This is a genomic window from Gluconacetobacter liquefaciens, from assembly GCF_003350405.1.
Classification (GTDB): domain Bacteria; phylum Pseudomonadota; class Alphaproteobacteria; order Acetobacterales; family Acetobacteraceae; genus Gluconacetobacter; species Gluconacetobacter liquefaciens.
In genome coordinates this window covers 164,647-189,376 of record NZ_QQAW01000006.1, presented here as the reverse complement: position 1 = coordinate 189,376, position 24,730 = coordinate 164,647, and the positions used below count along the sequence as shown (strand labels likewise).

Here is a 24,730-nt window from a genome sequence, read left to right as displayed (position 1 = left end):
GCGCATGACCGGGTTCCTGCGGATACCGCCCTTCCACCGATCCGTGCCCGTTCTCGCCCGCGCGCGGCAGGACGCAGCGCCTGCGTTCCCCGTTCTGGATGCGGAGCGGCAGCAACTGGCGGAGCGGATCTGTCGCGAACGGGTCGGCGGGTGTTTCTGGGCTCCGGCACCGGCACAGTGGCGTCCGGTCCTGGTCGTCCTGTCCCGCACGGCGCGCGCGCGCCATCGCGCCGTGGCCATGCTGAAGCACGTCCTGGCGGCCCATCCCGCGCGGGATGTCCTGCTGGTCCGCCGGGGACCGGCAGAGGCCGCCTCCGGGCTGGCTGGGCGCTTCGGCATCGCGCATGCGCCCTGGCAGAGCGATCCGCATGCGCTGCTCGACGGCGTGACGCGGGTCTATGCCGATTCTGTGGGCGATGTCGTGCGGCTGGCGGCCCTGCGCGGCCTGCCTGTCGTGCTTGGGGCGGAAGGCGGGCAGGAGCAGCCCTTGCTGCGGGCCGATGTGCTGGCCGATCTTCTGGACCGCACGGATTACGTCAGTCCATACACCTCAGCGCCAATCCCCTGTGCCGAGGCGATCACCCTGCTGGCCGACTGGCGCCGCACGATCCTGGTCAATCGCCAGATCGGGGCCTGCCTGGGCATGTCGCGATGGAAGCGGCGGCGCATCGCCGATTTCCTGGCGCAGGCGCCCGGTGCTCCCCCGTTCATCCCGGCTTTTCGCGCCGGCCTGCCGGGTGCCATCGCGGTCTGGGCAACGCGCCTGCCACCGGGGCTGGAGGACGATGCCCACCGGGCCGGCACGCCTGTCTGGCGCGTGGAAGACGGTTTCGTCCGCTCCATCGGCCTGGGCAGCGCGCTGATGCCGCCTTCCTCGATCACCCTCGACACGCGCGGAATCTATTACGATCCAGCGCAGGAGAGCGACCTGGAACATATCCTGGCAACCGCTTCCTTCGACCCGGCACTGCGTGCCCGCGCCGGACGCCTCGTCGATTCCCTGGTCCGGCTCGGTATTTCCAAATACGGCGCGGGCCATGCCTCCCGCGTGTCCGAAGCATGGGACAGCGGAGACCGGCGGACGATCCTGGTGCCCGGACAGGTGGCGGACGACCAGTCGGTGCGCTGCGGCGGCGGCCGGATCGGCGGCAATCTGGAACTGCTCCAGGCCGTCCGGCGACATAATCCTGACGCCTTTATCGTCTACAGGCCCCATCCGGATGTCGAGGCAACGCACAGATTGGGCCACATGGAGGATTCCGTTGTCATGCAACTGGCCGATCGCATCGACCGGGGCGGCGCGATCCTCGATACGATCGCCCGGGTCGACGAGGTCCATACCCTGACCTCCCTTGCCGGGTTCGAGGCGCTTATGCGCGGACGGCGGGTTGTGACCTATGGCGCGCCGTTCTATGCGGGGTGGGGGCTGACGGTCGACCTGGGGGATGTTCCCGCACGCCGGACACGGCGCCTGACCCTGGAAGACCTCGTTGCCGGAGTGCTGATTCTGTTTCCGCGTTATCTCGACCCGGTTACGCGACTGCCCTGCGGCCCGGAAGTTCTGATCGACCGTCTGCAAACCCCCGGCCTGTGGCGCCCCACGCCATGGATGCGCGCGCTGGCCGCGCAGACGGCGCTGCGCAAGGCATGGGCGCGCGTCCGGTCGGCCCGCCCCGCATGAGCGGCAGTGTGGTGCACGGTTCGCGACGGCCGGCCGAGATACTGCCCCGTCCGGTTCTGATGGATATCTCCCGTCTGCTGTCGCGCGCCGGCAGCGCCGTGCCGACGGGGATCGACCGTGTGGAACTGGAATATGCGCTGTATCTCATGCGCTTTCCCGCGTCCCAGGTCATGTTCGTGGCCTTTCATCCGGTCGGGCGCATCGGCCTCCTGCCGCGCCGGCTGACCGATCGTTTCCTGCGCATCCTCGCACGGGCCTGGGCGGGCGGCACGCGGCCGTCGCGCACGGCGTCGCTGCTGGCCGGGCTGCTGTTGCAGGCTGCGGCCCTCGGGGCCGCTGGCCGTGCGAAACACCGCCGGACCTATCTGCTGCTTTCGCATCATCACCTGATGCGCGACGACGTGATCGAGGTTTTTCTGAAACGGGCCGATGCCACGATGGCGGTCATGGTCCACGACCTGATCCCGATCGAATACCCCGAATATGCCCGCCCGACCGAACCCGACCGCCATCGCCGGCGCATGGATACCGTGGGGCGGCTGGCGGAGCGCGTGATCGTACCCTCCCGGCCGGTCGATGAGGCATTGCGGGATTATCTGGCGCCCCACGGGCATTGTCCGCCGGTCGGCGTTGTGCATCACGGTTGCCTTGTCCCATCCAATGTTCCGGCATCGGTGGGCAATCTGGTGCCCGACGCCCCTTATTTCGTGATCCTGGGCACGATCGAGCCGCGCAAGAACCACCTTCTGCTGCTGAATCTGTGGCGCCAGATGGCGATGGAGGGCGGCGCCACGCCCCTGCCGCATCTGGTGATCATCGGCCGACGCGGATGGGAAAACGAAAACATCCTGGACATGATCGAACGATGCCCCGCCTTGCAGGGGGTCGTACACGAACATGCCACGTTATCCGATCAGGCCGTGGCGGGGCTGGTCCGGGGTGCGCGTGCGCTGCTGTTCCCGTCATTTGCCGAAGGGTTCGGCCTTCCGCTGCTGGAAGCATTGGCAATGGGCGTTCCGTGCCTGTGCAGCGACCTGCCGGTCTTTCGCGAAATCGCCGGGGACCTGCCGGTCTATCTCGACCCTCTGGACGGCCCCGGCTGGCGGCATGCGATCCGCGAACGGTGCGGGCATGACAGGGGGGCGGCCGCCCAGGCACCCCCGTCATTCGCCGACTGGCCGACCCAGGTGGTGGCCGGCCTCGCCGCCCTGGCCGTAATCGACTGCGGAAACGGGCCATAGCGGTATCGCGGACAGGCGCGCCATGGGGCGTTCATGTGACGGATGGGGAAGGTGGGAACGGTTTGCTAAGTTTTCTGATGCTGCAAGGGAATGCCACGCCGTTCTTTTCCGAACTGGCGATTGCGCTCCGGGCTGCCGGCCATCATGTCCGCCGCATTGCTTTCAATGGCGGCGACGTCGTCTTTTCGCACGATGTCACATGGTTTCGCGGGCGCGAGCGCGCCCTGCCTGCCTTCCTCGAAAAGATCATCGCCGCCGACAAGCCGGATGCGATCATCCTGTTCGGCGACTGCCGCCCGATTCATCTCGTGGCAACCGAAATCGCGCGCGCGCACGGCATCGCCATCTGGGTGTTCGAGGAAGGCTATCTCAGGCCCGGCTGGATCACGCTGGAGCCCCATGGCGTCAACGGCTTTTCGGCCCTGCCGCGCGATGCCGCGCATATCCGCGAACGGGGCCAGGCACCGTGGCCCCCCATGCATTACGAGCCTCATTCCGATTTCCTGCGGCGCGCGGTCTACGATGTCTCCTATCACGGCCTGCGCGTGGCCATGACGGCGCTGTTTCCCCACGCGCGTTTCCATGCGGCGGTCAGTCCGTTCGTGGAATATGCAGGGTGGCTGCGGGACTGGACGGGGCGCCTTGTGCGCAAGCCCAAGGACGCGATCCTGCCCCAGGGGCCGTTCATGCTGGTGCCGATGCAACTGGATGGCGACTACCAGTTGCGGGTCCATTCGCCGTTTCGCGGCATGGCCGAGGCACTGGAACAGATCCTGGCCTCCTTCGCCGCGCATGCGCCCGACACGCTCTCCCTGGTCGTCCGCCGCCATCCGCTCGATCCGCGCCTGATGGACTGGGAAGGGCTGATCACCCAGCGCGCGCGCGCTCTGGGCATTGCGGCACGGGTCTATTTCATGGCCGAGGGCCTGCTCGAACCCGTGCTGGACGCCAGCGAAGGGATCGTCACGGTCAACAGCACGGTCGGGCTGCTCGCCCTGCGGCGCAACCGCCCGGTCAAGATTCTGGGCGAAGCGATCTACGACGTTCCGGGCTTGACGTTCCAGGAACCGCTGGATCTCTTCTGGCGCGAGGCCAGCAGGCCCGATGCCGAACTGCTCGATGCGTTCTGCCGCATGCTGATCCAGGAAGTCCTGGTCGAAGGCGATTTCTTCACCCCCGAGGGGCGAGCCCTCGCGGTCGAGGGCTCGGTGCGGCGGATATTGTCAGCCTATTCCGACAGGGCGCGCAGCGCCTGAGTCACGATCGAGACCGTCTGCTCGATCTGCCCGGACGTGTGTGAGGCGCTGACGAAGAAGCGCAGCCGGGCCGCCTTCTCCGGCACGGCCGGGTGGATGATGGGCTGGACATTCAGCCCGCGTTCGAACAGCGCCTGCGACAGCCGGCCGGCCAGCAGCGAACTGCCGGTGACCAGCGGCACGATGCCGTAGCCTTCCGAGGTCCCGGTATCGAAACCGGCCTCGCGGAACAGACGCAGCAGCAGCGTCGCGTTCTCGCGCAGGCGCGCGATGCGCCAGGGTTCCTCGCGGATAATGTCCAGCGCCGCCATCGAGGCCGCCGCATTGGTCGGCGGCAGGCCGACGGAATAGACAAAGCCCGCGGCGGTGCGCTTCAGGTAGGTAATGATATCGGCCCGGCCGGCAATGTAGCCGCCGCACGAGATCAGGCTCTTGCTGAGCGTGCCCATCCACAGATCGATCGAGTCGGGCGGCACACCGGTCTCTTCGGCAATGCCATGCCCGCGCGCGCCCAGCACGCCGGTCGAGTGCGCCTCGTCCACCAGCGTCATGCAGTCGAACTCGCGGGCCAGCTCCACGAACGCCGCCAGATCAGGGATGTCGCCATCCATGCTGTAATGGCCTTCAAGAACCAGCAGCGCGCGCTTGTGCGCCCTGCGGTGCATCCATAATTGCTCGCGCGCCGCCGCCACGTCGTTATGCGGAAACGCAATGCGCCGCGCGCCCGACAGGATCGCGCCCTGGATCAGGCTGTTATGAGCCAGCGCATCATGGATGATCAGGTCGCCCGGCCGCATCAGCTGCGCCAGCGTGGTCACGTTGGTCGCGTGGCCCGACACCATCACCACGCAATCCTCGGCACCATGCCAGTCGGCCAGCGCCCGCTCCAGTTCCCGATGGAACGGCCGTTCGCCGGAGACCATGCGGCTGGCGGAAACCGTCGTGCCGTAGCGGTGCAGGGCCTTTTCCACCTGGGCGATGACGCGCGGATCACCATTCAGCCCCAGATAATCGTAGGACGAGAAATTGATGTATTCCCGCCCGTCGATCAGGGTCGTGGCGGCGGCCAACCCGTCATGCTGGCGAAAGAACGGGTCGGAGACGCCCAGCGCCGCCGCCCGCTTGGCGATGAACTCCATTTCCTCCACGCCCGGCAGCGACCAGCCGCGCGTGCTGCTCTCCGCCGGTGCGCTGCCCGACAGGCTGGCCAGCAGCTTGATGCGTTCGCCCAGCCGTCGGCCGAATTTCGGTCCTGTCATCGAGTCGCTTCTTCTTCGTTCGAAAACACGGGCTCGGGCGTCCCGGTCCCTTCGGCAACCTCGCCGGCCTCGACCACCACGTTCCGTTCCTCGTCCGAGGCCAGATGGCGCGCCATCACCGCCTCGTCCGGCGTGGTGGCGGCGGTTTCCTGCCCCTTGTTGCCCAGCAGGGTGGAGACCTGGCGCGCAACGCGCCGCACCGTCATTTCCTGCCAGGCAAAACCGGGCAGCGACACGCCCAGCCGGCGTTCCAGCCCCAGCGCCAGTTCGACCGCCGTCAGCGAATCCATGCCCAGTTCAGCCAGCGGCTGGTCCAGGGGCAGGGCCTCGCGGTCGGTCTGCATGATGCGGGTCAGTTCACCCAGGATCAGGTCGGCGACGATCTCTTCCCGCCGTTCCTCGGTGGCCGTGGCCAGCAGGCTCATCAGGTCGCCGCTATCGCCGTCCTCGTCCCGGCGCCGCGCCACGGCGCCGAACAACGGTTCGCTCAGAATCGGCAGGCTGCCCGTGGCCTGCCAGTCCATTTCCGCCAGCACCGGCCATGGGTCGGAGGAAGCCAGCAGGTCGGGCAGGGCATCCAGCGCGGCCATCGAGCGCATCGAGCGCGCGCCCAGCCGCCGGTCCAGCGCCTCGCGCGCCGCTTCGTTGCGTTCCAGGAAGCCGGCATCGCCGATCGGCCCCCAGCGCACGGCGCAACCGGGCAGCCCCGCATCGCGCCGGCGCTGGATCAGCGCCTCGACCGCCGCATTGGCCGCCACATAGGCACCCTGGCCCGGCGCGCCGAGCGTGATGGTGGCGGACGAGAAGACCAGGAACAGCGCCAGCGGATCATCCCGCGTCAGTGCGTCCAGCGACAGCGCGCCGGCCAGCTTGGCCTGCACCGAAGCCGTCACCTGTTCCTCGGACAGCGTCGCCACCAGCCCGTCCGCCACCGTGACGGCGGCATGCACGATCCCGCCCAGAGGCGGCATGGTCGCGCGGATCTCGGCAATCAGCGCCGCCAGCGCCGCATGGTCGGTCACGTCGCAGGCCCGCACCTCCACGGTCCGGGCGCCGGCCTCCAGCAGCGTTTCGCGCAACGCCGCCACACCTTCGGCCGCCGGTCCACGCCGGCTCACCAGCACCAGATGGCGCGCTCCACGGGTCACGAGCCACCGCGCGGCCCGTGCGCCGAAGCCGCCGGTCCCGCCCGTCACCAGCATGGTGCGGTCGGCCGGCACATCCAGCGCGGGCGGCACATGCACCGGCCCCATCGTCAGCACGATCTTGCCGACATGCGCCGAGGTCCGCATCAGCGCAAACGCATCCGTCGCGGCCGAGGCCGGGAAAGCGGTATAGGGCAGCGGCCCGATCGCCCCGTCCTCAAGCAGCGTATGCAGGCGGTCGGTCACGGTCGAAACCAGGTCCGGCCGGTGCCGCACCAGCGCATCCACGTCGATCGCATGGTAGCTGACATTCTGTCGCAGCGGGCCGATGCCGACGCGCGTATTGGCCAGGAAGTCGCGCTTGCCCAGTTCCAGGAAGCGGCCGAACGGGCGCACCAGTTCCAGGCTGCGCTCCATGGCCTCGCCGCTCAGGGCATTCAGCACCACATCCACGCCCTGCCCACCGGTCGCGGCCAGCACATCGGCCCCGAAGCGCAGCGACCGGCTGTCCAGCACGGTCTCGATCCCCAGTTCGCGCAGGGCCGCCCGCTTGGCGGGCGAGCCGGCGGTGGCGATGATGCGTGCGCCGACATGGCTGGCGTACTGAATGGCCGCCAGACCGACACCGCCGGCCGCGCCATGGATCAGGATCGTCTCGCCGGCCCGCAACTGGCCAACGGTCTCCAGCGCATAGAGCACGGTCAGATACGTCACGGGGATGGTCGCACCCGCCGCGAAAGACAACCATTCCGGCAGCGCGAAGACGCTGCGCCGGTCGGTCACCACCCGGCTGGCATGGGCGGCGGCAGCCAGCGCCATCACCCGGTCGCCGGGGGCAAGGTCGGTCACCTCCGCACCCACCGCCAGCACGGTCCCCGCGCATTCCATGCCCAGCGTGGCACCGGCAAAACCGTCCAGCAGCAATTCGTCGGGCAACATGCCGATGGCCGACAGCACATCGCGATAGTTCAGGCCGCTGGCCTGCACGTCGATCACCACGTCGCGCGGGCCGGGTTCAACCCTGGGCTCGGGCATCCAGCACAGCCGGTCCAGCGGGCCGGGCACGGGCTGAATCAGTCGAACATCTTCCTTCGGACCAGCGGCGCGGGCCGGCAGGCCCTCGCGCAGGCGGCGCACAAAGCGTCCGTCTGCCGTCCAGCGCACTTCGCGCTCGTCATCGGTCGCATTGCGCTCCGCGTCCAGCGCCGCCGCAACCGCCGTCTCCGACAGGCCGGCGGACAGGTCGATCCGGCGACAGCGCAGGGCAGGGAACTCGTTGGCGATCGTCCGGCCCAGCGCGACACGTGCGGCCTCATGCGGCGTGGTCGCCGCATCGCGGGTCACGATTGCGAGGCACTCCCCGGCCTCGGCGGCGGCACGGGCGTCACGGGCCAGGGCCAGCATCGCTTGGGCGGTCCGCGCGGTGTCATCCCCGGCAGCCTGCCCGGGAGCATGCGACAGGCGAATCACCGGCGCCGCCGAGACGGCTTCAACCTCGGCTTCTTCTGCGTCGATCGCGACCGCCGCAAGCAGGGCGAGCGGGAAGGGCGCCTGGGCGGGCACGCTTTCCGCCACCGCGCGCAGGCGGTGCGGCAGGTCGCGCCAGGCTCCGATCGTCAGTAGCGGCTCGGGCGACAGGTCGCGCAACGTGGCCCAGCCGGCATCCTCGGCGGCTTCCACCACCAGGATCAGGCCGCCCGGCGCCAGACGATCGGCATGGGCCAGCGTCGCCGCCGGCACCTGGCCGTGCAGGCCGGGTGCATAGGCAACCAGCACGTCATACGCGCCCGCCGGCACGGTCTCGGCCATGACGATGCCGGGCAGATGTGCCAGCACGGTCGGCCGCAACCGCGCCTGCCGCTCGCGGTTCGGCTCCAGGATCGTGTAGTCCAGCCGGCCCGGCAGGTCTGCCAGACGCGGCAAAAGCTGCCGCGTCAGCGCGGCGCGGTCGGCGTGCAGTTCCAGCACGCGCAGCGGGCGGTCCTGCGGCCAGTCCTGCGCATAGGCCGCGATGGTGGTCGCGATCTGCTCGGCCGCCAGTTCCACACTGCGGCCGGATAGCAACTGCCGGAACGCCACGTCGGGGAACGCATCGTCGGCGGCGACCGCCGCATTCTTCCGCTCGTCGATCCACGCCAGCAGCAACGCCGCCGGCAGCCATTGCGGCAGGTCGAGGAAAAGCGTCTGCCACAACCGCGCGGTATCCGGAGCATCCCCGGTCGGCGAAGACTGACCAGACAGGATCGTATGAGCCAGCAGCCCGGCATCCTTGTCGTCCGCATCGCCGGCCGGCGTTTCCATGGCCGGGCGCAGCGCCAGGAACCGCTCGTCGGACAGCGGAGCCGACGCCACGGGAGACGGCAGCCAGATCTCGTGGAAACTGCGCTCGGCGACCGGCACCGGCCGTTCGCCCGGCATGCGGGTAAACCAGCAGCCGGTTGCCGACAGCACGGCGCGGCCGGTAGCATCCAGCATCACGATATCGGCCTCGGTCTCGCGCGGGCCGGACGTTGTAACGGCAGCCTGTCCCCGGGCAGCGGGCCCGGCCGACAGGTCCAGCCGGATCACGCCGAACTTGCGCGGCAGAGGCGCTTCGGCCGCATCGGCATGGTTGACCGCCAACCCGACCAGCGCCTGGAAAGTCCCGTCCAGCGCCGTCGGGTCCAGGGTCAGCCCGTCGAGCGGCGCCGCGCCCGTCAGGGTCGCCTCGACCCGCCCCTCGGCCATCGAGATCGCACCGACACGGCGGAAGGCTGGTCCATAAGCCAGTCCGGCAGCACGCGCGATGGCATAGAGCGCATCACCGGTCATGTCGGTATCGGTCGCGGCCGCCGGCAGGGCCGCAGGCGCGACCGGCGACAGGCCGGCACGGGCGGTGGCATGGCGCGTCCAGACCGCCTGCGACAGCCGGGGCCGGCTGTCGATGGTCACAGCGCCGTCTGCCCCCAATCGCACCCGAATCTCGCGCAACTGCGTCTGTTCGATGATCACCGGACGCAGGATCTGGAAATCGCGCAATTCCAGAATCTCGGCCTCGGGCCACGTCGCCCGCGCGGCGGTAAAGGCGAATTCGATCAGGCAGGCGGCCGCCAGAACGATCGTCTCGCCCACCTTGTGGTCGGCCAGCCAGGGCTGCACCGCTCCATCCAGATGCGCGGTCCATTCGCTGGCATCCGTCTTGCCATGGCCGCCCAGCAGGGGATGCGTACCCTGCTGGTTCCACAGCACCGCCAGCGCTTCCTCGGTCGGTTCGTACCAATGCCGCTCGCGCTGCCACTGCACGCCGGGCAGGCCCCGCACATGGGCAGGTCCTGCGAAATGCGCCGCGGACAGAATGTCGCAGCCCGCCGCAAAACATGCCAGCGCGGTGCGCGGGAACGGGTCGGTGGTAATCTTGGCCGGCACGGCCGGCATCACGCGCGACTGCGTATCGCCACCGCGCAGAATGTCGCGCAGATAATGTTGAAGGACCGGACGGGGGCTGATCTCGATAAAGACCGAGCCCCCTTCGGCCGACGCCTGACGCACCGATTCCGCAAACAGCACCGGCGCGCGGACATTCCGCCACCAGTAATCGGCATCGGGCAGCACCGTGAAAGGCTGGCTGGTCACGGTCGAGATCATCAGCCGCTCAGGCTGGCGTGCGGTGATCGCACCCAGATCGCGGATCAGCGCCTCGGCAATCCGGTCCATGTGGCTGCTATGATACGCATACCCCACCTTCAGGCGGTGGATCAGCAGCGACGAGCTGCCCTTCGCCGCCTCCAGTCGGTCCAGCGCGTCGGCCTCGCCGGCCACCGCCAGCGCGTTGGGTGCATTGAAGGCCGCAATCTCCAGCGTCGGCCCGGCTTCGGCCAGAAGCCGCCGTGCCTCTTCGGCATCGCCATGGAGCGCGATCATGCCACCGCCGGGCGCGGTCGCCTGATGGCGGCTGCGTAGAGCAACGATGCGCGCGGCCTCGTCCATCTCCAGCATGCCGGCATGCACCCCGGCCGCGATTTCCCCGACGCTATGGCCAACGACGATGTCGGCCTTGAGTCCCTGCCGTTCCAACCCGCGCAGAACGCCGATCTGGAACGCAAACAGCATCGGCTGCGCAACATCGGCCGGATCGGCCGACCAGTCGCCCGAGCGCATCGCCTCCAGAACCGACCAGCCGAGATGCGGACGCAATGCCACATCCGCCTCCGCCACCCCGGCGGCGAAAACGGGGCTGATTTCCAGCAGATCCTGCCCCATGCCCGAGAACTGGCTGCCATTGCCGGAAAAGACAAAGACGGTGCGCGCCTGTGCAAGGGCCTGTCCGGTGACGACATCGGTCTGGGCGCGGGTCTCCACCCACGTCGCCAACGCCGCGCGCATCTCCGCCGCATCCCCGCCAGGAACACCCAGACGATGCGGCAGGTGGGCGCGTCGGGTCGCCAGGCCGCGCAGTTCGGAATCGGTCCAGGTCCGCGTGGACCAGACCCGCGCAAGACTGGCCAGACCAGCCTCGGAGCGCGCGGATAGCAGCAATGGCACAGCATCGTCCGACGCCGGCACGGCGACCGGCGCGTCTGCCGGTTCGATCGGCGCGCTGGCCAGAACCACATGGGCATTGGCGCCGCCGAAACCGAAATTATTGACACCGGCAATCAGCGGGCCATCGTCAAGCGGACGCGCCTCGGTGACGACTTCCAGATTAAGCTCGGCGAAGGGAATGGCCGGGTTCGGGTTCGCGCAATGCAGCGAGGCCGGCAGGCGTCGGTTCTGGAGCGCAAGCATGGCCTTCAACATGCTGACCAGGCCCGATGCCGGTTCCAGATGGCCGAGATTGGTCTTGATCGAGCCGATCGGCAGCGCCGTTGCGCGCAACTGGCCCAGGGCCTTGCCCAGCGCCGTCGTCTCGACCGGATCTCCCGCCTGGGTGCCGGTGCCGTGGGCCTCCACGAAGGCGATCTGATCCGGCGAGACGCCGGCCCGATCATAAACCTCGCGCAACAGGTCGGCCTGGGCCTGGGCGCTGGGGAAGGTCAGCCCCGGCGTCCGTCCATCGGCATTGATCCCGCTGGCCATGATGACCGCGCGGACATCGTCGCCATCCCGCCGCGCCGCCGACAACGGCTTGAGCAGCAGCATGACGCCACCCTCGCCACGGACATAGCCATCGGCATCGGCACTGAAGGCGTGGCAGCGCCCGGTCGGGGACAGCATGCTCGCCGCGCAGAACCCGATGAAGGGATAGGGCGTCAGCAGCATGCTGACACCACCGACCAGCGCCACGCTCGTCCGGCCGGCGCGCAGGTCCTCGCAAGCCTCATGCAGGGCGAACAGCGACGACGAGCACGCCGTATCGATGGTCATGCTCGGCCCATGCAGGCCCAGCGCGTACGACACGCGATTGGAGAAGATGCTCAGCGTGTTGCCGGGCATGAAATAGGCATTGCCCGACGAGGGGTCGGTCAGGCGCAGATTGGCATATTCCAGGCCCGACGCACCGACATACACACCGGCCGACGCGACGCGCTCCGCCGTCGTGCCGGCGTCTTCCAGGGCTTCCCACGCCAGTTCCAGCAACAGCCGCTGCTGCGGGTCCATCTGTCGGGCCTCGCGGGCCGAAATGCCGAAAAAGGCGGCATCGAACAGTTCAATCTCGTCCAGGGTGGAGGCACGGGTGGCATAGAACTTGCCCGTCTCGCCGCGACGAGGATGCCAGTAATCCCGTAATGGAAAGCGATTCTCCGGGATCGGCCGCACGCTTTCGCGTTCCTCGTCCAGCAGCTGCCACAGGCTGTTAACGTCCGGCGCCCCGGGAAGGCGGCAGGATGCGCCGATGATGGCGATGGGCTCATCCCGAGTAGTGGTCTTGGGCTCGGACGTCGAACTGTTATGCATGAAGAGATATGTGCCCCAATGCGATGATCGGATTACGATGTAACGCGGTCGGGTCGGAGGGAAAAGCCATATCGGCGTTGAAAAAATAGTTCGGCGCGTTTCATGTGCTTCCCTCGCCCGTAAACAAGGCGTCAATGTCGGAACAGGCGATGGTCTTCTGCTGTAAGTATATGGCGGAATACGAACTTCAGATTTCCAGCGACTGCCGGCTATCACGTTTTGCCTAAATTTTAGTCATACTATCGCCTATTGAAACGGCATCTGCCGTGCTTGCCCGACAGGAGCCATGCGCGCCCGGGCATCGAGCCTGACCGGCGGTGCCAGCATCTGGCTGCCCATTCCCGGCGATTGGCAGCCATGCAACGCTTTACGACAGTCTGGCATCGTCTGGCCGGCCTTCAGGCGATCCCCGTACTTTTCTTCTTCGGTAGCGCCGCCGGTAAAACGAACAGGCACGCCGACCAGCCACATATCGGGCTCTACAGGTACAAATTCTTTATATCTGTGTTCTTTTTATGTCTTCTGGCGACCGAGGGCCGAAACGACCCTCTCCGTGCAGGCGCGTGGAAGACATATCAGTGTCCCGCTCGCCAGACATGCCGGGAGATCGGGGCGGGGAGCGTGCAATGCATCCCGGCGCAATATGGTGTCCGCGGCGGGATTCGAACCCACGGCCCCAGGATTCATCCCACTTCGGCTTTCACCGCCGCCATCCGAAAATGGCGTTCGTGGTCTGGACTGTCCCTTCACCCTGGGCCCGAAGGCCGACAGGTGCCGCCCGTCCAGTCTCTACACCTTCCCGGCAAGGCCGGGCTTGGCTCGGGATCGGCACGACACACGGTGTCAGAGCGTTCCCCGAATTTGAGCGGATCCGTCATGAGGTTTCCCGCCATAACGCCCAATTTGAAAACCAGGAATCCTGTGCTCTATCCTGCTGAGCTACGCGGACACATGCTCTGCTTCTAGCCGAGCACAGGGATTCGGGCAAGCGTCCCCGGCGGCCGGAAGGCGCTTCAGCGGTCGCGGCGCAGTATCGCCGCGGTCGCGGCCAGCCGCGCGATATGCCGCCGGCATAATGCGAGGTCGGGCGACCCGGTCTGCTTGCAGTCCTTCTCCAGCGCCTGGGTCTGTTCGGCGGCATCCATCAGACGCTCGGCGCTCCAGAGCGACAGCGCCTGGCCAAAGGATTCGGTCCGCTTGAAGAACACGGGCGGCCGCAATCCCCGCATCGCATCCGCCCGGCTCTGCCCCGAATCCATCGCGATCCGCGCGCGCCTCAGCCGGTGCAGGTGCGACAGCAGCGCCCGCGCAACGGCGATCGGGCTGGTGCCTTCGGCCAGCGCCCGCTCGATCGCGGTATCGGCGCCGGCCCGATCACCGGCGGTGGCGGCAAACGCCGCATCTTCCAGCGACACGCCGGCAGCATCGCCGATGCAGGTACGCACATCGTCCAGCGTCAGATGCCCGCCACGCCCAGCATAGAGCGCCAGCTTTTCAACCTCGCCCCGCATCGCGGCCCGATCGGGCCCCAGCAACCCGGCGAACCACGCCAGCGCATCGGCGTCGATGCGGATATCCTCTTCCCCAAGGCTCTGGCGAATCGTGCCTTCTAGCGCCCGGCCTTCCTCGGGATAACAGCCGATGGCCGCGCAACTGGCCTGGGCTTCGACCAGCGCGCGCAGGCGCGAGCGACTGGCAAGGCCGGGGGCCTCGATGATGACAAGCGTATCGGACTCGCGGGCCAGGCTGGCCTTCAACGGCGCCGTCAGACTGTCCCCCCCGTCGCGTACCCAGACGACCCGCCGCCCGCCCCTGAGGGAAAGAGAGAAGATTTCCTCTTCCAGCCGCTCCGCTGCATCCCGGTCCAGCACCGCGACGCGAAAGGGGTCGTCCAGTTGCGGGGCAATAGCGGTCGCGGCCTGACGAGCCCGCTCGCGGATCAGCCCGGTATCCTCGCCATGCAGCAGAATGGCCCTTAGCGCACCGGGCTCGCGCAGGACCCGGGCGACCGAGCGCGCATCGATCTTCACTGGTTGTTGACTGTTCCGTTGCCCGGATCGCTGCCCGCCGTGCCGGACGGATCAGGCGAGGACCGGCCGATGGCCATGCCCGGCAGGCCATCCTCACCGACCGACTGACGCGGAATTTCGGTGCTGGAATTGGGCATCACGTTCGGGTCGACATAAGTTGCCTGCGGCGTCACCGTCCGCTGGGCGGGGGCGGCATGGGTCTTGAACCAGATTGCAAGCTGCTGGGTAATGCGGTCGGCAACGGCCTGGGCCACCCGGCGCGCCAGTGCGGTCTGGTTCAGGTTCTGGGCGAAATACTGCTCGAACGTCTCGTTTTCGCCGTCCATGACCTGCGTATCGCCCTGGGTCACCAGCATCGGGGTGGGCGCGACGGTGTAGAGCATCCAGTGCGCGTGGGCGGTGGCACGGGTCCGGCCGGTCGTGTTGTCCGAATGGATGTCGATCGCTTCGTTCATCACATAGGAATTGACGCGCAACGTATAGCCGGTCGGGTCTTCCTGCTCGGCTCCGGCCAGATTCTGTTGCAGGAACAGCCGCAATTCCTGCCCGTAGCGTTCAGGGATACTGGCCACGTAGATCTGGCGCAACTGGTCGGGGATCGTCCCGCCCGCGACAGTGCTGCCGGCCGGCGATCCATACAGGGGCTGAAAGCCGCACCCGCCCAGCATCGCCACCATGGCCATCAGCACGGCCCGGCGCAGCGGGCGATACGAATGGGGCGCGTCGGGACAGGGCAGATGCGACATCCGATCAGCCCGCGATCACGAAATTGACGATGCGGTTGGGCACATGGATACGCTTGACGATGCGCTTGCCCTCCAGCAGCCGCGCCACATTGGGCTCGTTTTCGGCCAGGGCGATCACCGTCTCGGCCGGCGCATCGGGCGGCGCGGCCACGGTCCCACGCAGCTTGCCCATGATCTGGACCGCGATGGTCAACTCGCGCGCCACCAGCAATTCCGGCTCGGCCACCGGCCACGGACGATCGACGGCCGGTGCCTTGTCGGGCTCCAGCAGGGCCAGCATCTCTTCCGCCTGATGGGGCACCATCGGCGCTGCCAGCAGGCACAGGCTCAGCGCGGCCTCACGCCGGGCATAAGCCATGCCGGCATCGTCGGCCGCGCGCTCGGCATCCGCCAGGGCGGAGGTCAGTTCATGCAGGCGCGCCACCGCCACGTTGATCGCAAAGCCTTCCAAGGCCTCGCTCACGGCCGCGATGGCGTGATGGGTGGCGCGGCGCAGCGTGTCGGCGGCTTCAGACAGCACCGTCTCCGGTGCCTCCTCCGGGGCCGCGGCGACCGGAACGGTCTCGGCCACGATCCGCACCACGCGATAAAGCCGTTGCAGGAAGCGCGCCGCACCGGCCACGCCGGCCTCGGTCCATTCCATGTCGCGTTCCGGCGGGCTGTCCGACAGCACGAACCAGCGCGCGGTATCGGCCCCGAACCGCTCGATGATCGCCACCGGCGCCACGGTGTTGCGCTTGGATTTGGACATCTTCTCGACGCGGCCGATCGTCACCGGCGCACCGGTTTCCCGATGCACCGCGCCATCACCGCGCCGCTCGACCTCCTCGGGATACAGCCACAGCCCATCGGTATCGCGATAGCTTTCGTGATTGACCATCCCCTGGGTGAACAGGCCGTCGAACGGCTCGTCCAGCCCCAGATGCCCCGTTTCCCGCATCGCCCGCGTGAAGAAGCGGGCATAGAGCAGATGCAGGATCGCATGCTCAATCCCGCCGATATACTGGTCGACCGGCAGCCAGCCATCCGCCGCCGGGCGCACGGTCGGCGCGGCCGCGTGCGGGGCGGTAAAGCGCGCGAAATACCACGAACTGTCCACGAAAGTATCGAACGTGTCGGTCTCGCGCGTGGCGTCGGCGCCGCAGCGCGGGCAGGCGACATGCTTCCAGGTCGGATGATGGTCCAGCGGGTTGCCCGGCCGGTCGAACGTCACGTCCTCGGGCAGGGTAACAGGCAACTGGTCGTCGGGCACCGGCACCGGGCCGCAGGCGGCGCAATGAATGACCGGGATCGGGCAACCCCAGTAACGCTGGCGCGAAATGCCCCAGTCCCGCAGCCGCCAGTTCTCGACGCCCCGGCCGACGCCCAGCCCTTCCAGGCGGCTGATGGCCCCGGCCCGCGCCGCCTTGGTGTCCTGCCCATCCAGAAAGCCGGAATTGATCATCGTGCCGTCACCGTCCCACGCCTTGGCGGTGATGGCGAAGGTCGATGCATCCTCGCCCGGCGGCAGAACGACGGGGCGGAAGGGCAGGTGATAGGCGTTGGCGAAATCGAGATCGCGCTGATCGCCGCACGGACAGCCGAAAATGGCGCCGGTGCCGTAATCCATCAGCACGAAATTGGCGATCCAGACCGGAAAGCTCTGGTCGGGCATGAACGGATGCGACACACGCAGGCCGGTATCGAACCCGCGCTTCTCGGCCTTCTCGATGGCTTCCTCGGAGGTGCCGAGGCGGCGGCATTCGGCGATGAAGGCGGCAGCGTCCGCATTGTCGCGCGCAACCTTGGCGGCCAGCGGATGGTCGGGTGCAACGGCCAGGAACGCCATGCCGAACAGCGTGTCGGGCCGCGTGGTATAAACCTCGACCGAATCCAGGTCGGTATCGAACCCCTGTGGCGGGCTATGCAGCCCGAAGCGCACGCGCGCGCCGACCGAACGACCGATCCAGCGCTCCTGCATGACGCGGACCCGCTCCGGCCAGCGCGGCAGATGCGACAGTCCCTCCAGCAGGTCGGGCGCGAATTTGGTGATGCGCAGGAACCACTGCGAGAGCTTTTTCTTCTCGATCAGCGCGCCCGAACGCCAGCCGCGCCCGTCCACCACCTGTTCGTTCGCCAGCACGGTGTGGTCCACCGGGTCCCAGTTGACCCAGCTTTCACGCCGCTCGACCAGATCGCCCTGGAGCATGTCCAGAAACAGCTTCTGCTGCTTGCCGTAATATTCGGGCAGGCAGGTCGCGATTTCCCGATCCCAGTTGAACGAGAAACCCAGCCGCTTCAGCGTGCCGCGCATGGCGGCGATATTGTCCAGCGTCCAGGTCTGCGGATGCACGCCGCGTTCCCGCGCCGCGTTTTCCGCCGGCAGGCCGAAGGCATCCCAGCCCATCGGATGCAGCACCGAAAACCCCTTGGCCCGTTTGAAGCGCGCCACCACGTCGCCCAGCGTGTAGTTGCGCACATGCCCCATATGAAGCTGCCCCGACGGATACGGGAACATCTCCAGCACGTAATATTTGGGGCGGTCGGCCGGCGGCACGTCGGGCACGTCGAAGGCGCCCGCCCGCTCCCACTCGGCCTGCCAGCGCGGTTCGGCCGTGCGGAAATCGTAGGAAGCGGGGGTCATTTCAGTCATGTCAGGGTCCAGGAGCATGGGCCGGAACGTCACGGTCTGTCACGACCGGCCGATACGAAGCAGAAGGATGCCGGGCAACGGCCCGGCATCGTCCCCGGCGCCGGAACGCCGGGGGAAGGGGCTTACTTGCCGCCGCCATTATCGGCGCGAAGCTGCCGCGCCCGGGTCAGGATTCGCGTCGTGATGTCCGACACCGTGTTCGGGGCGACCGGGGTATCGACCCACTGGCCGTCCGTGAACGCCTGGCGGAAGACCGACACGCGCAGCGCGTCCGACCGCAGGTTGCGCGACAACACATAGGCCGTGATCTTGAAGCGTTCGTTCTTGGTAGCCGGCGGGGTGTACCAATCCGTCAGGATCACGCCACCGATCGCATCGGCCGAGGCGAAGGGCATGAACGACAGCGTGTCGATCGCGCCGCGCCACAGATAGGCGTTCACGCCGCTCTTGCCGATCTGGTCGTCGCCGCCGTTGGCGGAGCGGTCCTGGGTGATCAGATGGTTCTGCGGCATCGCCAGCCCCGCGTCCGCGCGGCGCGACGAGGAACAGGCGGTCAGGCCCAGAATCGGGGAAAGGGCCAGCACGCCCAGCAGGCGGGCCGATGGCGAAAGGCGGCGAATGGCGGATGGCGGTCGAACGGTCATGTTGCCCCTGTGGTCCCCTCGGGTCTGGCCCCGCTGATGGATCGGCGGCCGTGGCGGTTCCTGCCCGTCCGGGGCCGGCGGTCGGACCACGGTTCAGCCGGTTTCACTGCCGTCTTCATATCCCGGTGCGCCATCCCCGCCAAGCCGGGCGGTGATTTTCTCCCCGCCACATGCGCGGGTCGCCCACGTCCCGGCAGGAACGGACCATCGGCAAGGACATCCCGAGCCTTGCCTTCACGGGTCCGGCCGGTTTGAAAAGACCCATCAGACCGGGCCGCGCGGGGAGTCGCCGCGCGACGGGACGAAAGATTCGGAGGGGCGGCGGCGTGGCAGGCATCGCGGGCAGGGGGGCAAGGCGGGCCGGCGGGCCGTGGCGGGGCATGGCCCTGCTGGCGGCCCTGACACTGTCCGCCCCCTCGGCCGGCGCGGCCGACCGTCCGGCGCGGACAGCCTCCGCCGCCCGCCTGACCCAGACGGAGAAACTCACCCTGGTGCGGGCGGAGATCATGGCCGGCCCGGTCGCCGGCGTGTCGATCGTCACGCTGCCCGGCGTGCCGCGGGCCGGCCTGCCGGCCCTGCGCATGGCCCTGCTGGATGATGGCGCGGGGCAGCGCTCGCCGCTGGCGCTGATGGCGACCTGGGACCGCGATCTGGCCCGGCGGGCGGGGCAGGCCCGGGCCCGCGCGATCCGGGCCGGCGGCCGGGCGATCACGGCGGTCGGCGGGGTCGGCCCCCTGCCGGCCGGCCGCGCCTATGAAGGCGAGGACCCATTGCTGGCCGGCCGGATGATGGGCGCGGTCGCATCCGGGCTGATCGCCGGCCATGTGCTGCCGTTGTTCGGCGGCCGCGGCCAGCCCGGCGCCGACGCGGTGTCCGAGGACCGTATGCAGGCCCTCCATGTCGCCCTGGAGCAGGCAAGGGGGGCGGGCATGCTTTGCCATGTCACGGTCGTGGACGCGCGGCCATGCGGCGCGCTGGACGGCATGGAGCGGACGCTGCGCGACGGATGGCATTATGGCGGCATGATCGCCCTGCTGGCGGACCGCCCGACACCGGACGACCCGGCGGCCCGCCGTCCGATACTGCTGTCGGCACTCGCGGCCGGCATCGACGTGGAGGGCGAGCCCGGGACCGCCGATACGGCGTTGTTCGGGGTGTCGCTGCGGCAGGCGGTCATGAAGGGGGGCTTCCTACCGCCCGCCCGGCTGGACCGCATGGCCGCCCACGTCATGCAGTCCATGGACGACGCCGGCGTGATCGAAAATCCGCCGCCATTCGGCGCGCTGCGCGCCCCCGCGCTCTATCGCGATCCGCTGGCGGAAGACGTGGTCGCCGAAGGCACGGTGCTGCTGCGCAACGAAAACGCGATCCTGCCCCTGGCCGGCACCACCGCCGAGCCCATCCTCGTCCTGGGCACCGGGGCGGCACGGGAGGCCGCGGATATCATGGCCGACGCCCTGGGTCGGGCAGGGCAGGTCGCGCGCCGGGCAGCCGATGCGCCGGCGGAAGGCCCCCTGCCGCCCTATATCGCCCAGGCCGGCCATATCGTCTTCTTTTCCGCCGGCCCCGAGGACGACCGCCTGATCGGCGCGGTGGCCGACACGGGCGCGCATGTTCTCGTCGTCCTGCTGTCGGACGATCCCGCCCGCTCCATGCCGTGGCTGGATCAGGTCGACGGCGTGGTGCAGGCCTGGTCGTGGCGCGAGGGCGGCGGCGACGCGCTGGCGGACCTGCTGACCGGCCAGCGCGATTTTTCCGGACGCCTGCCCGTCACCTTTACCGGCGGCGCCGCGCCGCCCCATCCGCATCTGGCGGCATACAAGGCATTCGACCGGGCGCATGTCGCGCCGCTGTTCCCGTTCGGATACGGGCTCTCGGTCCGCGCGCGTTTCACCTATGGCGATCTGAAGGTGACGCGGGACGGCTCACGGCTGCTGGTCGCCTTCAGCGTGTCCAATCGCGGGGCCATGGCCGGTCGCGACGTGCCGCAGATCTATCTCGACCTCCCCGAAGGAAGCGCCGACGCCCCCAAGCGCCTGATCGGCTGGCGGACCGTGCAGCTTACCCCCGGACAGGCCGCGCGCCTGGCGGTGGGGATCGACGCGCGCATGCTGGGCCACTGGAATCCGGTGACGCTGGAATGGGTGGTGCCGGCCGGCGAGTACGGCGTGTCGTTGGGCGCGCACGCCGCCAATCTGGGGCAGCAGATGACGCTGCACCTGCCGGAGATGCACATCTCCGGCGCATTGCCCGATGCCGAAGGCGGCTGAGACTCCGGCGTTGCAGGCTCCCCAGGTCAGGGCGGCGGCTCGCCTTCCTGTGGCGTAAAGCCCAACTGCGCGATCAGGTCGTGCGTCGCCTGCGCCGCCGCCAGCACGGCGCCGCGATCCAGCCCCTTGCAGACGAGGGCCACGCCCCGCCGTCCATCCGGCCGTCCGAACGGATAGGAACCGATATCGAGGTCCGGATAACGGTCCTGAATCTCCGACAGGCCGGCGGCCAGCGTCCCTTCGAACAGGCCCAGCGCGTACCAGCTTCGCGAGGTCACGGGCGTGCCATGTCGCAGGGTTGGGGCCACCGCCTCGAACATTGCCTGCATGATGCGCGGCACGCCGGCCAGCACATGGACATTGCCGATGCTGAATCCCGGCGCGATCGAAACGCTGTTGGTTATCGGGGTCGCCCCCTGCGGCAGGGTCGCCATGCGCTGACGGGCGGCATTGAACTCGCCTGGCCGAAAATGCGCCTCCAGCAGCCGGAAGGTCTCCGGATGGACGACCCACGGCACCCCGAACGCCTCGGCGACGCAGGGCGCGGTAATGTCGTCGTGGGTCGGCCCGATGCCGCCGGTGGTGAAGATATGCTCGAATCGCGCCCGCACATCGCACAGCGTGGTCACGATCACCTCGCTGCGATCGGGGATGATCCGCACTTCGGCGAGCGTGATCCCCAGTTCGGACAGGCGCCGTGCGAGATATTGCACGTTGACGTCCTGCGTCCGGCCCGAAAGAATCTCGTTGCCGATGACCAGGATGCAGGCTGTCGGGTTCATGATGGCGGGTTCCCGTCCAATGGCATGGAATTGCATTATGAGCCCGGAATCCGCTTCCGGCCAGACAGGAGGGAATGGGGCGATGAGGGAAGGACCGATGTGCGGCGTGCCGCGCTGCGTGTGGGATCTTCCAGCCATGCTGGGCGAAGGCCCCGTCTGGTCGGAAGCCGAACAGGCCGTCTATTTCGTCGATATCGTGGGAAAGGCGATCCACCGCTACCGGCCGGAAAGCGGCGAGCGAACGTCGTGGCCCGCTCCGGACCGGCCCGGCTTCCTGGTGCCGCTCGCCGACGGCACCTTCCTGTGCGGCCTGCGCGACGGGCTGCACCGGTTTTCCCCCGCCACCGGCCGATTCGGTCTCGACCTGCCCGTCGAGCCCGACCAGCCCGGCAACCGGATCAATGACGGCCATGTGGACCGGTTCGGCCGCCTGTGGTTCGGCACCATGCACGATGCCGAGACCGACCCCACCGGTTCGCTCTATTCCGTGCGTCAGGACCGGGGCGCGCTGTCGATCCGGCGCGAAGATACGGGCTACGTGGTCAGCAACGGCCCGGCTCTGTCGCCTGACGGCCGCACGCTCTACCACAACCACTCACCCGCCCGGACCGTCTACGCCTTCGACGTGTCGCCCGAGGGCACCCTGTCGAACCGCCGGGTCTTCGCCACCCTGCAGGACGGCTACCCCGACGGCGTCGCGGTCGACAGCGCAGGCTTCCTCTGGATCGGCGTATGGGACGGCGGGCGGATCGAACGTCTGGCCCCCGACGGCACCAGGGTCGAGCCCATTCCCATGCCGGCCCGCAACGTCACCAAGGTTGCCTTCGGCGGCGCCGATTACCGCACCGTCTTCGTCACCACCGCCCGCAAGGGCCTGTCGGCCCGCCAACTCGTGGACCAGCCCCTCAGCGGCAGCCTGTTCGCCTTCGGCACCAGCATCGCCGGCCAGAAACAGGCCACCTTCACGCTCGACGCACCATTCGCTCTATAGAGGGCAGTCGCCGTCTCTCACACCAGATCACGCAGCAGAGGCACCAGCGGCAGATCCGCTTCCGGCATCGGATAGGTCGAAAGATCGTCCCCCCGAACCCACGCCAGCGTCTGTCCCTCACGCGGGCGGGGAACATTCTTCCAGCGTCGGCAGACATAGACGGGCATCAGCAGATGAAAATGCCCGTAATCGTGTGATACGAACGTGTAGGGCGCGAGGCACGAACGGCTGACATCCAGGCCAAGCTCTTCGTCCAGTTCGCGGATCAGCGCCACTTCCGGCGTTTCTCCGGCCTCGACCTTGCCGCCGGGAAATTCCCACAGGCCCGCCATCGGCTTGCCTTCCGGCCGACGGGCCAGAAGGATGCGGCCATCGGTATCGATCAGCGCAACGGCGGCCACCAGCACCACACGCTTCCGCTCTCCGGCCTGAGTGGTCAAGACGTCGGACGACGCATCCATCGCCATATCCTCCCGATTCGCCTCGAACAGCAACACCGGATGCTCCCCGCCGCGCGAGACGAATTCCTGGTGTCCGGTCCCGGTCTCGCGAAACCCCAGCCTCCGCAGCACGGCGATCGAGGCCGGGTTATCATGCGCGACGGCAGCGGCCACGCGGTCCACCGGCATGCTGGCCAACGCCCAGCGCGCAATCCGCCCCACCGCGCTGGTGGCGACCTTGCGGTTCCAGTAGGGGCGGCCGACCCAGTATCCCACGGTGGCCGACCGGCGGCCCCGATCGACCTGCAACCCGATGCAGCCAATCAGCGAATCGGGCGTATCCGATTCGGGGTGCGTAATGGCGAAATGATAGGCCGCTCCCCGCCGGGCCAGTTCGGTGGTGGAGGCGATCCATTCATCCGTCAGCCCGCGCGGGTAGGGAAACGGTACCCGGCTGAGCATCCGGATCACGCTCCAGTCATTGACCAGCCGGTGCATCGCGCCCGCGTCCGACGACAGAAGCGCCCGCAGCCGGAAGGGGCCGGCCTGCAGGGTGGTATCCGTCCGTTCGTCGATCATGGAACTGGCATGGACCTGGCGAAACCCTCAGCCGGCTTCGGGCGCGGGAATGCCGCATTCGGCCAGAAGCTGGCGCAGGTCGCGAATCACCGGGAACACTTCCTGGTTATGGTCGCCTCCCAGTTCGTTCCAGGCATTCTGCTCCAGTTCCACGATCTCGCGATCCTCGCGGAAGATCCGCTCGGTAAACGCGACCAGGAACGGCCATGCCAGGTCCAGCACGCCCGGCAGCTTGGGGCGCTTGATCGACAGCAGCCCGAAGACCCGGTTGGTCAACTGCTCTTCGTCCTGCGGCACGTAGGCAATCCACAGATCCATCACCGCTTCGCCGCCGGTCGGCTCGATCTTCAGCGTCTGGTAAGGATATTCGGTGCGGATGGTCATGACGTCGCGATGGGCGAATTTCGCGCTGTTGTCGCGCTTCTGCCCGAAGACCAGCGCCTCGCCGATCGGCTGCTTGCCGCCGGTGCGGGCGAAGGTATAGCGCGCCTCGATCATGCCGGGGGCACGATCCTGGCCCAGGAAGCGGGGCTTCATCTGGCCCATCTGCTTCATGTGCATGAACTGATGGTTCATATCCATCAGGTTCTCATGCATGAAACTGTAATGGCATTTCACATGCCGGCCGAAGCGGCGGGTCTTGTAGTCGGGGTTGGCGACCTGCGACAGCCGGGGCATCGGCACGGTCTCGGCCTTCTCCGGGTCGCCGGGGAAGATGAAGATCAGCCCGTCCTGCTCGCGGCAGGGATAGGTCTTCACCCCGTTGGGCAGCTTGCCCTTGCCCAGATAAGGCACGTCGATGCAGCGGCCCGAGCGGCCGTAGGCCCAGCCATGATAGCAGCACTGCACCGCCTGGCCCTTCACCGTGCCCTTGCTCAGCGGCACCTGCCGATGGGCGCAGCGATCCTCCAGCGCGAAGACCTCGCCTTCGACGGGGCGAACAAGCGCGATCGGCAAGCCGGCATAGCGGGTGCCGATGGTCTTGCCGGCCTTGAGTTCGCGTGACCAGGCCACGGGATACCAGAAATCGGGATCACAGCGGATGCGACGCAGATCCTCCCCCAGGGTCAGGGTCGGGCGGGGCATGCTATCCGTCGAAAAGATCTGGTTCATCGTCTCTCTATGCGCTCGGTCGCCTGCGGCTGTCCGGTGGGTCGCGC

15 protein-coding genes are annotated in these 24,730 nt (G+C 68.1%); 5 read left to right on the top strand and 10 right to left on the bottom strand.

Annotated features, from left to right (window positions below; all coding sequences use genetic code 11):
- The first annotated feature begins 4 nt into the window (after window positions 1-4).
- The 3 genes from C7453_RS12090 (at window position 5) to C7453_RS12080 (ending at window position 4,178) form a co-directional block, all read left to right on the top strand.
- The gene (locus C7453_RS12090) at window positions 5-1,681 is read left to right on the top strand and encodes a capsular polysaccharide export protein, LipB/KpsS family (RefSeq protein WP_114727784.1); all 1,677 of its coding nucleotides are present in this window, start codon (window positions 5-7) and stop codon (window positions 1,679-1,681) included.
- Complete coding sequence (locus tag C7453_RS12085) at window positions 1,678-2,922, top strand: glycosyltransferase family 4 protein (protein WP_220791255.1); 1,245 nt, start codon at window positions 1,678-1,680, stop codon at window positions 2,920-2,922. The genes C7453_RS12090 and C7453_RS12085 overlap by 4 nt, the downstream gene beginning before the upstream one ends.
- A 62-nt stretch (window positions 2,923-2,984) precedes the next feature.
- A complete protein-coding gene (locus C7453_RS12080) occupies window positions 2,985-4,178 on the top strand; it encodes a capsule biosynthesis protein (RefSeq protein WP_114727783.1) in 1,194 nt (397 codons plus the stop codon).
- Here C7453_RS12080 and C7453_RS12075 read toward each other — a convergent pair.
- From C7453_RS12075 to C7453_RS12040, 7 genes are all read right to left on the bottom strand, one after another.
- On the bottom strand, window positions 4,151-5,437 hold the full coding sequence (locus tag C7453_RS12075; protein WP_114727782.1) for an aminotransferase class I/II-fold pyridoxal phosphate-dependent enzyme: 1,287 nt from the start codon (window positions 5,435-5,437) through the stop codon (window positions 4,151-4,153). The genes C7453_RS12080 and C7453_RS12075 overlap by 28 nt on opposite strands.
- Window positions 5,434-12,456, bottom strand: coding sequence for a type I polyketide synthase (locus tag C7453_RS12070; protein WP_114727781.1), 7,023 nt, complete (start codon window positions 12,454-12,456; stop codon window positions 5,434-5,436). Before C7453_RS12070 ends, C7453_RS12075 begins: the two co-directional genes overlap by 4 nt.
- Before the next feature lie 246 nt (window positions 12,457-12,702).
- Window positions 12,703-12,927: a hypothetical protein gene (locus C7453_RS12065; RefSeq protein WP_114727780.1), complete on the bottom strand. Its 225-nt coding sequence runs from the start codon at window positions 12,925-12,927 to the stop codon at window positions 12,703-12,705.
- A gap of 542 nt (window positions 12,928-13,469) precedes the next feature.
- A complete protein-coding gene (holA, locus tag C7453_RS12055) occupies window positions 13,470-14,486 on the bottom strand; it encodes a DNA polymerase III subunit delta (protein WP_114727778.1) in 1,017 nt (338 codons plus the stop codon).
- The gene (locus C7453_RS12050; protein ID WP_114727777.1) at window positions 14,483-15,232 is read right to left on the bottom strand and encodes an LPS assembly lipoprotein LptE; all 750 of its coding nucleotides are present in this window, start codon (window positions 15,230-15,232) and stop codon (window positions 14,483-14,485) included. Before C7453_RS12050 ends, holA begins: the two co-directional genes overlap by 4 nt.
- Before the next feature lie 4 nt (window positions 15,233-15,236).
- Entirely contained in the window at window positions 15,237-17,864 is a 2,628-nt protein-coding gene (leuS, locus tag C7453_RS12045) for a leucine--tRNA ligase (RefSeq protein WP_114727776.1), read from the bottom strand.
- Window positions 17,865-17,986: 122 nt separating this feature from the next.
- The gene (locus C7453_RS12040) at window positions 17,987-18,508 is read right to left on the bottom strand and encodes a DUF3576 domain-containing protein (RefSeq protein WP_114727775.1); all 522 of its coding nucleotides are present in this window, start codon (window positions 18,506-18,508) and stop codon (window positions 17,987-17,989) included.
- 326 nt (window positions 18,509-18,834) lie between these two features.
- On the opposite strand from C7453_RS12040, the gene C7453_RS12035 reads away from it, so the two are divergent.
- A complete protein-coding gene (locus C7453_RS12035) occupies window positions 18,835-20,778 on the top strand; it encodes a glycoside hydrolase family 3 C-terminal domain-containing protein (RefSeq protein WP_245949004.1) in 1,944 nt (647 codons plus the stop codon).
- Between the two features lie 26 nt (window positions 20,779-20,804).
- Here C7453_RS12035 and C7453_RS12030 read toward each other — a convergent pair whose 3' ends face one another.
- On the bottom strand, window positions 20,805-21,560 hold the full coding sequence (locus tag C7453_RS12030; protein ID WP_114727875.1) for a competence/damage-inducible protein A: 756 nt from the start codon (window positions 21,558-21,560) through the stop codon (window positions 20,805-20,807).
- A gap of 82 nt (window positions 21,561-21,642) precedes the next feature.
- On the opposite strand from C7453_RS12030, the gene C7453_RS12025 reads away from it, so the two are divergent.
- Window positions 21,643-22,551, top strand: coding sequence for an SMP-30/gluconolactonase/LRE family protein (locus C7453_RS12025; protein ID WP_114727773.1), 909 nt, complete (start codon window positions 21,643-21,645; stop codon window positions 22,549-22,551).
- Between the two features lie 17 nt (window positions 22,552-22,568).
- Here C7453_RS12025 and C7453_RS19650 read toward each other — a convergent pair whose 3' ends face one another.
- Window positions 22,569-23,570, bottom strand: a complete 1,002-nt coding sequence (locus C7453_RS19650) for a bifunctional GNAT family N-acetyltransferase/(deoxy)nucleoside triphosphate pyrophosphohydrolase (RefSeq protein WP_114727772.1) — start codon at window positions 23,568-23,570, stop codon at window positions 22,569-22,571.
- Between the two features lie 27 nt (window positions 23,571-23,597).
- The gene (locus C7453_RS12015; RefSeq protein ID WP_114727771.1) at window positions 23,598-24,683 is read right to left on the bottom strand and encodes an aromatic ring-hydroxylating oxygenase subunit alpha; all 1,086 of its coding nucleotides are present in this window, start codon (window positions 24,681-24,683) and stop codon (window positions 23,598-23,600) included.
- Window positions 24,684-24,730: the final 47 nt, after the last annotated feature.